The organism is Mycobacterium sp. E3198 (assembly GCF_001667015.1).
Lineage (GTDB): Bacteria > Actinomycetota > Actinomycetes > Mycobacteriales > Mycobacteriaceae > Mycobacterium.
In genome coordinates, this window is the sequence record NZ_LZIS01000134.1 from 1 (window position 1) to 12631 (window position 12631).

Below are 12631 nucleotides of genomic sequence, written 5' to 3' on the forward strand. Positions count from 1 at the left end.
CCGGCACTTGGACCGCGACGACGACGTCGAGACCATCCACCGCGCAGTCGACAGTGCCCGCGTGCATTTCGCGCGCCACCGCCGTCGCCCGGTCGCAGGCCGCCGCGGCTCCAGCCGGCAGCCGGGCGGCGCCCGCCAGCGCGGCCAGGTCGGCCGCGGCCTGCGCGCGATGACGCGCCAGCACCGCCGAGCCGACATAGGCGCCCGCGCCGGTGACCGACAGCAGCGCCACCACCATCGCCGCGGCGAGAACCGTCGCCGAGCCCCGGTCATTCGGCCGCCGAGACCGCCGTGGCCGCAATGTCCAAGGACGGCAATAGCTTCGATCGGGCGACGACCGTCGCCACCAGGAAATCGCCGTCCCGGCGCACTTGCACCCGCGCCCCGACCGGCGCAACGCGGCGTGCGGCCTCGAGCGCCGAACGTTCGTCGCCGCGGGCGGCCAGCCGGGCCACCTCGCGTGCGGCGTCGACGCAGCGCACCTGCATCGACACCGCGGTGACGCCGGCCAGGCACAGCACCAGCACCACGACCAACGCGGCGATCGCCAGCGCCGCCTCGACGGTGCTCGACCCGGCACAACCCGCTAAACCTTCGTGTTGAGCGCGCGGCCGATGATGTTGGTCAGCGCCGAGACGATGGAATCGCCGGTGACGACGGTGTAGAGGATCGCGCCGAACGCGGCCGCGGCTATCGTGCCGATCGCGTACTCGACGGTGGACATGCCCGACTCGTCGGTCGCCAGCACGGCGAGACGCGCCAGCAGGACGCGGAACACGTTGACCATCAATGCCTTCCCTTCGTTTCACAGCAGGCCCGATTGCAAGACATCGCCCGCCAGCCCCACCACCACCGGCACGATGCCCAGGCACACGAAAGCCGGCAGGAAGCAGAGGCCCAGCGGTCCGGCGATCAGAACGCCGGCGCGCTCGGCGGCCGCCGTGGCGGCATGCGCGGCGTCCTGGCGGGATTGGTCTGCCAGTTCGGCGACACCGCGGGCCAGGGCCGAGCCCGAGGACGCCGAGCGCCGCGCCAGCCGCAGCAGCGCATCGATGTGCGCCCCGGGCGCGCCGGTTACATGATCCGCCGGAATCGACCATGCCACAGCGGGATCCGCACCCAGCGCCAGCAGGTCGGCGGCGCGGCGCAACACCGCGGCCAGCTGCGGTGGTGCGGAGGGGGCGGTCGCCGCCGCGGCCGTCGATACCGCCATGCCGGCCTCCAGGCACACGGCCAGCACATCGAGGGCGGCTGCAGCCGCCAGCGGATCCCGACTATTTCGCGGCCTCGCAGACGCCGCCTGCCGCCGCCGGTGAGGCACTCCCGCGCGCGCCCGCACCAGCGACGGTCCTGGGCTGACCCATACCGCGGCGGCCAGCAGCGCCGCAGCGGTATTCACGTCGCGAGCCGGTCGGTGATGCGGTCCGACCACAACAGCCCGCCGCAGGCCAGTGTGGACCCGACGACCAGCAGCCAGCCGCCGGTGTGCCCGCCGAGCAAAAGGCTCAGCGGCCGAGCCCCGATCAGCTGGCCCAGCAACATGCCGAGCGCCGGCAGGCCGGCCAGTATCGTCGCGGTGGCGCGTGCCCCGGCCATGCTCGACGTCACGCGCGCCGAAAAGCGTTGCCGCTCCGCGATATCGCGCTGCGCGGCACGCATCAGCGTGGCTATCGCCAGCCCGTGGTCGCCGGCCAGTTGCCAGCACACCGCCAGTCGCTCCCACTGCTCGGGCAGGGTCGACGAGCGCGCCGCGGCGCGCAGGCCGCCCGCGACGTCGGCGCCCAACCTGGCCCGCGACGCGACCGCGCGCAGCGACCCGGCGACCGCCCCATCGCTTTCCCCCGCGGCGACGTGAAACGCGCGCACCGGATGAGCGCCCACGCGCAGCTCGCCGACCAGGACCTCGAGGGCCGCTTCCAGGGTCGCACCCTCAGCCGCGGCGCGCCGGGCGCGTCGGCGACGGCGGTAGCGCAGGCTCGTGGTCGCGCCCACCACCCCAATCGCAAGCACCGCCGTCGCAGGCAGCAGGGCGGCGACGGCCACGACGGCGCACGCGGCGAAGCAAGCCGATCCGCCGCGACCGACGACGGGCGTCCGGCGAGCGCGCGCCGGGCCGGCCACCCGGTGCCGCGGTGGCGGCGGAAGAGCCAGCAACGCCAGGGATAACAGCAGGGCGGCGATCGTGAAGGCAGTCATGCCGAGCTCCGGCTTCGCAGCAGCCGATGCAGATCACCCGCATCGTCGGTCAGGCCTCGGCCCGCGTGCCACACCGTGACCGCGCGGACCTGCCCGTCGACGTGGCGCAACACGGCAAGCTCGGCGAGCCGGCGCCGGCCGGTCCGGTCCCGTGCGACGTGCAGGAGCACCTGAACCGCCGCGGCGAGCTGGCTGTGCAATGCCGCGCGGCCGAGGCCGCCGAGGGCGCCCAGCGCCTCCAGCCGGGCGGGAACCTCGCCGGGACTGTTGGCATGCACCGTGCCCGCGCCGCCGTCGTGGCCGGTGTTCAGCGCGGCCAGCAGGTCGACCACCTCGGCGCCCCTGACCTCCCCGACGACGATGCGGTCGGGTCGCATCCGCAACGCCTGCCGGACGAGTTCGCGCAGCGCAACCTCGCCGACGCCTTCGACGTTGGCGCGCCGTGCGACGAGCTTGACCAGATGCGGGTGCCGGGGGTCCAGCTCGGCGGCATCCTCGACGCACACGATCCGCTCGGCAGGGGCCACGGCGCCCAGCATCGCCGCCAGCAAGGTCGTCTTGCCGGCCCCGGTGCCGCCGCACACGAGGAAGGCCAGCCGGGCGGCGATGATGTCGGCGATCAACGCGCCGGCTCGCGGGTCGATCGCGCCGGCCGCGGTGAGGGCGGCCAAATCCTGCGTGGCCGGCCGCAATACGCGCAGCGACAGGCAGGTGCCGCCGGCCGCGATGGGCGGCAGCACCGCGTGCAGCCGCACCGCGAAACCCCCGGAACCGATGCCGGTCAGCTGGCCGTCCACCCAGGGCTGCGCGTCGTCAAGACGCCGACCGGCGGCCAAGGCCAGCCGCTGCGCCAACCGCCGCACCGCCGCCTCGTCGGCGAATCGAACGCTGCTGCGCCGCAATCCGTTTCCGTCGTCGACCCACACGGCGTCGGGCGCCGTGACCAACACGTCGGTGGTGCCGTCCGCGCACAACAACGGTTCGAGGATGCCGGCGCCGGTCAACTCGGTTTCCAACACCCGAAGATTGGCGAGGACCTCGGTATCGCCGAGCATTCCGCCGGACTCGGCACGGATCGCGGCGGCCACCACGCCGGGACGCAGCGGGGCGGCTTCTGATGCCAGCCGCTCGCGCACCCGGTCGATCAGCGAGCCGCTCACGCCGCCCTGCCGTTTCGCGCCGACCCGGCCGACGGCAGCACCGCCAGCACCCGGCGGGCGGCCACCATGAGGGGACAGCGCCGCCCCAGCCGCAGGCCACCGTGTTCGGACTGCCGGGCGAGTTGCGGCTGGGCTCTGACGGACGCGACGAGCGGCAGGCCGGCGATGTCGGCGACCTCGGTCGCCCGCAGACCCCCGGGCGAGGGGCCGCGCACGACGAGCCCGAGATTGGGATTGACCGCGGCCAGCACGGGAGCCATGGCCGCGGTCGCCGCGCACGCCCGCACGTCACAGCGGCTGACCACCACGACGAGATCGGCCGCGTCCAGCGCCGCGTGGGTCGCATCGGTGAGGCGCCGCGGAAGGTCGCAGACGACGGCGACTCCACCGCGGCGGCCGGCGTCGACCACGGCGTCGACCGGCGCGCCGCCCGGCTCGTAGCCGTGGCGGGTCCCGGACAGAAAGCTGATCCCGCGGTGTCGGGGCAACGCCTCGCGCACCGCCGGCCAGTTCAGCCGGCCGCCCTCCAACGCCAGCTCGGGCCAACGCAGGCCGGGCGCACCCTCACCGCCCACCAGCAAATCGATGCCGCCGCCCCACGGGTCGAGGTCGACCAGGAGCGCGTCGCCGGCGGCTTGCGCCACGGCGATCGCGAAAGAAGACGCGCCGGCCCCGCCGCAACCACCGACCACGGCCACGACCTGGCCACGCGGCCCGTCGTCACGCGCCGATTCACCGGCCTCGGCGAGCTCGCGGACCAATTCACGCTCGTGCTCGGGCAGCGTCAACACGCGCTGGGCGCCGACGGCGACGGCCGCCGCCCAGGTCGGTGTCGCGGGGTGGGCGAGGGTCACGACGCTGACGTGGGCCCGCCGCGGCAGCGCCAGCTGCCCGCATCGCTGGGCCGCCGCCTCGTCCAGCACCACCGCCGCGGCCGCCGACCACGTCTTGCGGCTCACCGCGGAGGCACCGACGTGCACCACCCGAACGCCGACCGCCGCGGCCACCCGGTCCGTCTCGTCGCGCAGTTGCGGGCCGGTCACCATCGCCAATACGGCCGCGGACCCCGCCGCTGTGGTGCCCGTGGTGCTGGTCATCCACCCACCCTGCGGGGCCGTGACCTTGGCACACCAGTCCCAAAGCCGGATTTGTGGATAGAGACGCCGGTGTGTACAAACGCCCCGCCGCCAAGCTAGCGGGCGGGTCCGGAAACGCGATTCCCGCAACGCGCGGCGGCCGACGGGACGATGCCCGACCGGGCCGGAAAACTTACCCCAGAAAAGGGACGACCCCCGCCAGGGGGGGAGGAGGCGAGGGTCGTCGTGTATCAGCCCCGGGGGGTCGGGCTGATGCACCCTCGGCTCAGGCCGAGTAATGCTTACTATACACATGACAGTCCGCACTAACGCAAGTAGTTGTTCTGGCGAAAGGTGCGTTGAGCCGCAAAAATACCGACGGTATGTTCTTTCGGGCGCGATGAGCGGCTGTTTTCGGCCTAACTCCACGGCGCCGCCGGACGGCCGACCTATGCTGGGTCGGTGACCGTATTCGACTCGGCCGCACGGCAGCAAACCTCACAGGAAACAGCTGCAACTACCGGTCCCAGCGCCCGCACCGCCGCCTTCTTCGACCTCGACAAGACCATCATCGCCAAGTCCAGCACGCTGGCTTTCAGCAAACCCTTTTTCAACCAGGGACTGCTCAACCGCCGCACCGTGCTCAAGTCCAGCTACGCGCAGTTCATCTATCTGCTCTCCGGTGCTGATCATGACCAGATGGACCGGATGCGCATCCACATGACGAACATGGTCGCCGGCTGGGACGTGGAACAGGTCAAGTCGATCGTCAACGAAACGCTGCACGACATCGTGACCCCGCTGGTGTTCGCCGAAGCCGCGGACCTCATCGCCGCCCACAAGTTGTGCGGCCGCGACGTCGTCGTGGTCTCGGCGTCCGGCGAGGAAATCGTGGCGCCCATCGCCCGGGCGCTCGGGGCCACGCACGCGATGGCGACCCGGATGGTCGTCGACAACGGCAAGTACACCGGCGAGATCGCGTTCTACTGCTACGGCGAGGGCAAGGTGCAAGCGATCCGCGAGCTGGCCGCGCGCGAGGGCTATCCCCTCGAACACTGCTACGCCTACTCCGACTCGATCACGGATCTGCCGATGCTCGAGACCGTCGGCCACCCGAGCGTGGTCAATCCGGACCGCGCTTTGCGTAAAGAAGCGGTCGAGCGGGGCTGGCCCGTGCTGATGTTTTCCCGCCCGGTGTCGCTGCGCGACCGGCTTCCCGCGCCGTCGGGCGCGGCGATCGCGACCACCGCCGCGGTGGGCGTCACGGCGCTCGCCGCCGGCGCGGTCACCTACTCATTGCTGCGCCGCTACGCGTTTTAGGCGTGGCAGCAAACATGCCATTCGCGCGTTAAATTTTTGCTTCGCATTTGGGCCTTGATGTGGTTCGGGTCTAGTAGTACAAAGGAACCACGGAAGCCCGGTGAGGCCTAGGTCGATCCGGAAGAGAAGGATCGTTCTCCCGAGTCGGGCGCCCAGCATGGAACCCGGCACCCACGCGGAGTCATAGCCGCGATAATGGCAGAAGTGTTGCGGGCCTGCGTAATTGCGAAAAGTGGATGGTATCGACGGCCCTTTGGGTGGGGTTGCAACCGGAAGCGTCGCAAGATCGCCGAGGCCAACCCACGCAGCCCAGAAATGCACGCTTGGTAACCGAGTTCCGTGCTAGCGGGCGGCGGACCGAATATTTCGGAACGTCGCCCGCTTTACATTTGTGAAACAAATTCTTTTGCGCCGGTTCGAGGCCCGTCGGCTACCGATTCGCGAGCGTCTCGGCTATCGACAGAGCCTCCTGCGCACCGGCTTGCAGCGCCCGGCAGCACAGCACCAACCAGGCACCGACGCCGTCGGGTGTGCCCTCGGCGAATCCCTCCGCGGCACCGCGGTAGTCGGCGGGCTGCCGCATCCAACTCACCTCGGGCACCCCCAATCCGTGCGGGTCCAACCCGCTGGCGATCGTCACCAGCCGCGACACCGCGCGCGCGACGACGCCGTCCGCGCTACCAAATGGCCTGAGCGTCAGCAACTCCCCGTGCGCGACCGCGGCCACCACCGGCGCCGGCGCCGACGTGCGGCCGGTCACCAACTCGGCCAGCAACTCCAGCCGCGGCCCCACTTCGGCGTCGGCCCGCGGGCGGCCCAGCCGATCGTCATCGACCTGATCGGCCGCTGCGAGCGCGTGCAGACGGGCCAGCGCCTGCAACGGTGCCCGCCGCCATATTCCGACCAGGGGCCCTCCCCCGCCCTCGAGTTCCTGGGCCACGCGCAGCGCCCCGCCGAACACCGGGTCGCTGACCCCCTTGTTCGGCAAGTCGGCCTCGGCGAGGTCGTCCAGCCGCACGGGACCGCCGTCGAGCACCGACGACGCGCGCGCCGCCCGCAGCGCCGCTTCGGCGGCGGTCACCGGCCACCGCCGCAGGTTGGCCGGATGGCGGTGGGCGCGACCCAGCGCGTCGCGGGCCCGGTCGCTGGCCTCGGCGACGCCGGGGAGATCCAGCAGCGGGGCCAGCGGGTCAGACGTCACGGCTTGCAACCTATCGGGGCGGCGCCGACGGCATCCCGCTGGCCTCAGGACGGCCGGGGAATGGCCTCCAACAACCGGCGCGTGTAGTCGTGGGTGGGCCGGGTGAACAGTTCCTCGGTGGGCGCCTGCTCGATCACCCGACCGGCGCGCATCACCAGGACGTCGTCGGCGATCTGCCGGATCACCGCCAGGTCATGGCTGATGAACAGGTACGTCAGCCCCAGTTCGGCCTGCAGGTCGGCCAGCAGGTCCAGTATCTGCGCCTGCACCAGCACGTCGAGCGCCGAGACGGCCTCGTCGCACACCAGGACGTCGGGCCGCAGCGCCAGCGCCCGCGCGATCGCGACCCGTTGCCGTTGACCGCCCGACAGTTCGCGCGGCAGCCGCCCCAGCACCGAGGACGACAGCGCCACGTGCTCGACGAGCTCGCGCACGGCGCGCTCGCGCTGCGAGCGGTCGCCCACCCGGTGGATGCGCAACGGCTCCTCGACGGCCCGGAAAACCGAATACCTGGGATCCAAACTGCTGTAAGGGTTCTGGAACACCGGCTGCACGCGCCGCCGAAACGCCAGCGCCCGCTCGCGGTCCATCGAGTCGTTGATGGGGGTCCCGTCGAAGACCACGGTGCCCGACGTGGCTGACAGCAGACCCAGCACCATCCGCGCCAACGTCGATTTTCCCGACCCCGACTCTCCCGCGATCGCCAACGTGCTCGCCCGTCGCAGCCGAAACGACACGTCATCGACGGCGCGGAATTCGGTGCGGCGCCAAGGCGCTCCGCGCGACTCGCGGTAGACCTTGGTCAGCCCGGAGGCGACGAGGAGGTCGTCGGACGGCTCGTTCGGGGTGCGCGTCCGGGGCCCGGACGGACTCGGCGTCAACGACGGGGCGGCGGCCACCAATCGTTGGGTGTACTCGTGTTGCGGCTGCCGCAGGATCGACTGCGCCGCACCGGATTCCACCACCAGTCCGCGATGGACGACGATCAGGGACTCGGCCCGTTCGGCGGCCAACGCCAGGTCGTGGGTGATCAACAGCAGCGCGGTTCCGAGTTCGGCCGTCAGCGCCTGCAGATGATCCAGCACCTGCCGTTGCACGGTGACGTCGAGGGCGGAGGTCGGCTCGTCGGCGATGAGCAGCTTCGGCCGCCCGGCCAGGCCGATGGCGATCAGCGCGCGTTGGCACATGCCCCCGGAGAGCTGATGGGGATACCGGGCGGCCTGTTGGACCGGATCCGGCATGCCCGCCTCGGCGAGCAGCTGGAGCGCCCGCCGTCGCGCGTCGCGGGTATCGGTGTTGGCCCGCAACGCTTCCCGGATCTGAAACCCGACCTTCCAGACCGGGTTGAGGTTGGTCATCGGATCCTGGGGGACGTAGCCGATGCCGCGCCCCCGGATCGACCGCAGCTGCCGGCGGCCGGCGCGGGTGATGTCTCGCCCGTCGAACGCGATGCGCCCGGCGGAAATTCGCCCACCGGGCTGCAGCAGCCCGAGGATCGCGGCGGCCGTCGTCGATTTTCCCGATCCCGATTCGCCGACCACCGCGACGGTCTGCCCGGGACGCACCGTCAGATCCACGCCGCACACCACGGGCGGATCGCCGCCGAACCTGACCTCCAGGCCCTCGACCGACAGCAGCGGCGGGTCCGGGGCACTCATGCGCGCCGCGCCCGCGAGCCGGGGTCCAAGGCGTCACGCAGGGCGTCACCCATCATCATGAACGCGAGCACCGTAAGCGCCAGCGCGCCGGCCGGGTAGAACAGGATGGGCGAGCCCGACCGCAGCCGGCTCTGCGCCAGGTTGATGTCGCCACCCCAGGACACCACCGACGGCGGCAGTCCGACGCCGAGGTAGGACAGCGACGCCTCGGTGACGATGAACACGCCGAAGGCCAGGGTGCACACCGCGAAGACCGGGCCCAGGGCGTTGGGCAGCACATGCCGAACCAGGTTCTGGAAGCTGTTCAGCCCCAGGGCTTTCGCGGCGAGCACATAGTCGGTGGCCCGCACCCCGAGCACCGCACCTCGGGCAACCCTGGCCACCTGCGGCCAGCCGAACAGCGCGAGGATGGCGACCACCGTCCACACCCGTCGATGGTGCATCACGCCCATGATCACGATGGCGGCCAGCAGCAGGGGCAGGCCGAAAAACACGTCGGTGATGCGCGAGACCACGGCGTCGACCCAGCCGCCGTAGAAGCCGGCCAGTGCGCCCAGCGCGCCGCCGACGACGAACACGAGCAGGGTTGCCCCGAGCCCGACGGTCAGCGAGGCCCGCGCCCCGTACACGGTTCGCGCGTAGATGTCGTGGCCCTGCAGGTCGGTGCCAAACCAGTGCGGGGCCGACGGCGGAAGCAGGCTCTGGCTCGGATCGGCGTAGTTGGGGTCGATGCCGGTGAACAGCCCGGGGACCAACGCGACGACCACGATCAGCGCGATCAGCGCGGCGGCGACGACGAACTTGGGACGCCGGCGCAGCGTGCGCCAGGTATCCCGCCAGAAACCGTGCCGAACGGTGCTGCGTTCAGCCATAACGGATCCGGGGGTCGAGGGCGGCGTACAGCAGGTCCACCGCCAGGTTGGCGACCAGGTAGACGACCACCAGCACCGTGACGATCGAGACGACGGTGGGCGCCTCCTGCCTGGTGACGGCCTGATACAAGACGCCGCCGACACCGTGGATGTTGAAGATGCCCTCGGTCACGATGGCCCCGCCCATCAGCGACCCCAGGTCGGCGCCGAGGAAAGTCACCACCGGGATCAGCGAGTTCCGCAGGATGTGCACCGTCACGACCCGTCGCCGCGAGAGCCCCTTCGCGGTCGCGGTGCGGACGTAGTCGGCGTGGGCGTTGGCGGCGACCGCGGATCGGGTCAGCCGGACCACATACGCGAATGACACTGCGCCCAGCACGATCCCGGGCAGCAGCAACCGCGCGAAGGTCGCCCGCTCGCCCACGGTGACGGGCGCGATTCCCAGCCGGACGCCGAACACGAATTGCGCGACAAAGCCCAGAACGAATATCGGGATGGCGATGATGACGAGGCCGGCGATCAGCACCGTGGCATCGAAGATGCCGCCCTCGCGCAGGCCCGCCACCACCCCGAAGCCGATCCCGAACACCGTTTCCACCGCCACCGCGATCAGCGCCAGCCGCACGGTCACGGGAAAGGCGTGGGCCAGAACGGCACTGACCGGCAGTCCGGAATAGGAGCGGCCCAGGTCGCCGTGCAGGATGCCACCCAAATAGCGCAGGTACTGCAGGATGAACGGATCGTCGAGGTGGTAGCGGGCGCGCAGCGCGGCGGCCACCGCGGGGGTCAGCGGCCGGTCCCCGGCCATCGCCGCGACCGGGTCGCCGGGCAGCAGGAAGACCATGCCGTAGATCAGCAGCGTGGCGCCGAGGAAGACCGGCACCATGATGGCGATTCGCCGCGCGATGTACCAGCCCATCTCAGCCCTTCACGATGTTCTCGTAGTCGGGCAGACCGTTCCAGGTGACCGTGACGTTCTTGACCTCCGCCGACCACCCCACCACGCCGATGTTGTCCCACAGCGGGACTACGGGCATGTCGTGGAACAGGATTCGCTGCGCGGCGTTCGCCAAAGTATCTGACTGCGCAATGGTGGGGGCGGACTCGGCCGCCGCCAGCGCCGCGTCGAATTCGGGATTGGCGTAGCCGACGTCGTTGGATCCCGCGCCGGTGGCGAACAGCGGGGCGAGGAACTCGATCATGGACGGGTAGTCCCCCTGCCACGCGGCGCGGAACGCGGTCGCGATGGTGTGGTTGGTGATCTGGGTGCGAAACCCGGCGAAGGTCGGCTGCGGAGCGCCGACGGCGTCGATGCCCAGCACGTTCTTGATGCTGTTGGCCACCGCGTCCACCCATTCCTGGTTTCCGGCGTCGGCGTTGTAGGCGATGGCGTACTGGCCACCCCACGCCGAGATGGCGTTGGCTTGCGCCCAGAGTTGCCGCGCGCGTTCGGGATCGAAATTCAGGACATCGTTGCCCGGCAGGTTCGGCTCGAAGCCCGGCAACGACCGGGCGGTGAAATCGCGCGACGGTGTGCGGGTGCCCATGAAGATCCTCCGGCAGATCTGCTCACGGTTGACGGCAGCCGACAGCGCGAGCCTGCGCAGGCGCCCTTCCTCGCCGCCGAAGTGCGGCAACCGCAGCGGCGTGTCGAGGCTGTGCTTGACGGCCACGGGCCCGCTGGTGACATTGTCCCCGAGATCGCGTTTGTAGACCGGCAGCGCGCTCGGCGGAATCGTATCCAGCACATCGAGATTGCCCGAGAGCAGGTCGGCGTAGGCGGTGTCGAGGTTGGCATAGAACTCGAACCGCAAGCCCTTGTTGTGCGGTTTCCGGTTGCCGTGGTAGTCCGGGTTGGGCCGCAGGTCGATCTTGACATTGTGCTCCCACGCCGGCCCGTCGGCGCTGTCGGCGAGCCGGTACGGGCCGTCACCAAAAGGGTTGCGGCCGAACGCGGCCATGTCGCGAAATGCGGCGTCCGGCAACGGATAGAACGCGCTGTGGCCCAGCCGCAACACGAAGTCGATGGTCGGCGCCGCCAGGCGCACGCTGAACTCGAGATCGTTGACCACCCGCAGCCCGGACATGGTGCTTCGCTTCGCGTCACTGCCGGCGACCTCGTCGAACCCGTCGATCGGGCTGAAAAAGCTTTGCTGCAGTTGGGCGTTGGCGCTCATGGCACCGTAGTTCCATGCGTCGACGAACGAGTGGGCCGTCACCGGGGAGCCGTCGGTGAACTTCCAGCCGGGTTTGAGGACGACGCGGTAGTTGACGTTGTCGGTCGTCTCGATCGACTGGGCCACCTCGTTTGCGGGATGCCCGGCGGCGTCGTAGGACACCAGGCCGGCGAAGAGCCGGTCGATGATCCGGCCGCCGTTGCTGTCGTTGGTGCTGGTCGGGACCAGTGGGTAGGGCGGTTCCCCGCCATTGACCAGCACCAGATCGGGGCTCAAGACGCCGCCGCCGCAACCGGACAGCGACCCGGCCGCCAGCGTCCCGGCGGCGAGGACGGCCAGCGCGGCCCGCATCGGACGCATGCGTTTCTCCTATGTCAAGCCGCTGCCGGTTGGCAAGGCTTTTGGCGGGTTTGTTCGTCGGTTTGAAGGTGGCCGAAGACAATGCGGGCTAAGCGGCGTTTGAGGCAGCGCAGCGCCTCGGTCTTGGAATCGCCCGCGGCGATGCGGCGTCGGTAGTAGACCTGCCCCAGTCCCTCTAGGCGGATCTGGGTGACTGCGATGCGGTGCAGGGCGGCGTTGAGTTGGCGGTTGCCCGAGCGGGTCATCCGCACGCGGCCTGCGGTGTTCCCCGACCACACCGGGACAGGCGCCACCCCGGCATGGCGGGCATAGGCGGCAGCGCTTTTGAAGCGGATCGCTCCGGCGGTTTCGCCGACCAGTTTGGCCGCCGTCAGCTCCGCGCAGCCCGGAAGAGCGAGCAAGGCCGGGGCGACGAGGCGTACTCGCTGTCCGATGCGCTGGGCCAAGGTGTCGATAGTCTCGGTGAGTCGAGTGATGTCGGCCAACTCCTCGCGAGCCAACTCAGCGACCAGCCCGGGCACCGTGGCCAACCAGTCACCGAGACTACGACGATGCTTGGCCGAATCCAGCGAACGAGCCTTAGGCGCGCGTTCGGGGTCGAGCTCGTGCAC

14 protein-coding genes are annotated in these 12631 nt (G+C 70.6%); 1 reads left to right on the plus strand and 13 read right to left on the minus strand.

From position 1 onward, the window contains the following. The 7 genes from A5673_RS15485 to ssd form a co-directional block, all read right to left on the minus strand. On the minus strand, positions 1–238 hold a 238-nt coding region (locus A5673_RS15485; protein ID WP_068233875.1), incomplete at its 3' end, for an Rv3654c family TadE-like protein. A gap of 31 nt (positions 239–269) precedes the next feature. Next, positions 270–545 carry a TadE family type IV pilus minor pilin gene (locus tag A5673_RS15490; protein ID WP_369806488.1) on the minus strand — a complete coding sequence of 92 codons (276 nt, stop codon included), beginning with the start codon at positions 543–545 and terminating at the stop codon, positions 270–272. Positions 546–586: 41 nt separating this feature from the next. Beyond that, on the minus strand, positions 587–787 hold the full coding sequence (locus tag A5673_RS15495) for a DUF4244 domain-containing protein (protein WP_068233878.1): 201 nt from the start codon (positions 785–787) through the stop codon (positions 587–589). Between the two features lie 18 nt (positions 788–805). Next, the gene (locus A5673_RS15500; RefSeq protein ID WP_068233881.1) at positions 806–1399 is read right to left on the minus strand and encodes a type II secretion system F family protein; all 594 of its coding nucleotides are present in this window, start codon (positions 1397–1399) and stop codon (positions 806–808) included. Continuing rightward, positions 1396–2196 (minus strand): type II secretion system F family protein, encoded by an 801-nt coding sequence (locus A5673_RS15505; protein ID WP_068233884.1) that lies wholly within the window; start codon positions 2194–2196, stop codon positions 1396–1398. Before A5673_RS15505 ends, A5673_RS15500 begins: the two co-directional genes overlap by 4 nt. Then, complete coding sequence (locus tag A5673_RS15510; RefSeq protein ID WP_068233887.1) at positions 2193–3356, minus strand: TadA family conjugal transfer-associated ATPase; 1164 nt, start codon at positions 3354–3356, stop codon at positions 2193–2195. Before A5673_RS15510 ends, A5673_RS15505 begins: the two co-directional genes overlap by 4 nt. Next, the gene (gene ssd / locus A5673_RS15515; RefSeq protein ID WP_068233909.1) at positions 3353–4402 is read right to left on the minus strand and encodes a septum site-determining protein Ssd; all 1050 of its coding nucleotides are present in this window, start codon (positions 4400–4402) and stop codon (positions 3353–3355) included. Before ssd ends, A5673_RS15510 begins: the two co-directional genes overlap by 4 nt. A 492-nt stretch (positions 4403–4894) precedes the next feature. Between ssd and A5673_RS15520 the strand changes: the two genes are divergently transcribed. Then, a complete protein-coding gene (locus tag A5673_RS15520) occupies positions 4895–5752 on the plus strand; it encodes an HAD-IB family hydrolase (protein WP_068233890.1) in 858 nt (285 codons plus the stop codon). Positions 5753–6182: 430 nt separating this feature from the next. On the opposite strand, the gene A5673_RS15525 is transcribed toward A5673_RS15520, so the two are convergent. The 6 genes from A5673_RS15525 to A5673_RS15550 all read right to left on the minus strand — a co-directional run. Beyond that, the gene (locus tag A5673_RS15525) at positions 6183–6953 is read right to left on the minus strand and encodes an oxidoreductase (RefSeq protein ID WP_068233892.1); all 771 of its coding nucleotides are present in this window, start codon (positions 6951–6953) and stop codon (positions 6183–6185) included. Between the two features lie 44 nt (positions 6954–6997). Then, positions 6998–8611 carry an ABC transporter ATP-binding protein gene (locus A5673_RS15530; protein WP_068233895.1) on the minus strand — a complete coding sequence of 538 codons (1614 nt, stop codon included), beginning with the start codon at positions 8609–8611 and terminating at the stop codon, positions 6998–7000. Continuing rightward, positions 8608–9483, minus strand: coding sequence for an ABC transporter permease (locus A5673_RS15535; protein ID WP_068233897.1), 876 nt, complete (start codon positions 9481–9483; stop codon positions 8608–8610). The genes A5673_RS15530 and A5673_RS15535 overlap by 4 nt, the downstream gene beginning before the upstream one ends. After that, positions 9476–10402: an ABC transporter permease gene (locus A5673_RS15540; RefSeq protein WP_068233900.1), complete on the minus strand. Its 927-nt coding sequence runs from the start codon at positions 10400–10402 to the stop codon at positions 9476–9478. The genes A5673_RS15535 and A5673_RS15540 overlap by 8 nt, the downstream gene beginning before the upstream one ends. 1 nt (position 10403) lies before the next feature. Continuing rightward, positions 10404–12020 carry an ABC transporter substrate-binding protein gene (locus A5673_RS15545; protein ID WP_068233903.1) on the minus strand — a complete coding sequence of 539 codons (1617 nt, stop codon included), beginning with the start codon at positions 12018–12020 and terminating at the stop codon, positions 10404–10406. 14 nt (positions 12021–12034) lie between these two features. Further along, positions 12035–12631: transposase (locus tag A5673_RS15550; RefSeq protein ID WP_156748103.1), on the minus strand; the 597-nt coding region annotated here is incomplete at its 5' end.

Bases quoted from the DNA above. Each gene is read 5' to 3' on its own strand.
- A5673_RS15495 (WP_068233878.1), bottom strand. From the start codon at position 787: ATGGTCAACGTGTTCCGCGTCCTGCTGGCGCGTCTCGCCGTGCTGGCG.
- A5673_RS15505 (WP_068233884.1), bottom strand. From the start codon at position 2,196: ATGACTGCCTTCACGATCGCCGCCCTGCTGTTATCCCTGGCGTTGCTG.
- ssd (WP_068233909.1), bottom strand. From the start codon at position 4,402: ATGGTGACCGGCCCGCAACTGCGCGACGAGACGGACCGGGTGGCCGCG.
- A5673_RS15530 (WP_068233895.1), bottom strand. From the start codon at position 8,611: ATGAGTGCCCCGGACCCGCCGCTGCTGTCGGTCGAGGGCCTGGAGGTC.
- A5673_RS15535 (WP_068233897.1), bottom strand. From the start codon at position 9,483: ATGGCTGAACGCAGCACCGTTCGGCACGGTTTCTGGCGGGATACCTGG.
- A5673_RS15540 (WP_068233900.1), bottom strand. From the start codon at position 10,402: ATGGGCTGGTACATCGCGCGGCGAATCGCCATCATGGTGCCGGTCTTC.
- A5673_RS15545 (WP_068233903.1), bottom strand. From the start codon at position 12,020: ATGCGTCCGATGCGGGCCGCGCTGGCCGTCCTCGCCGCCGGGACGCTG.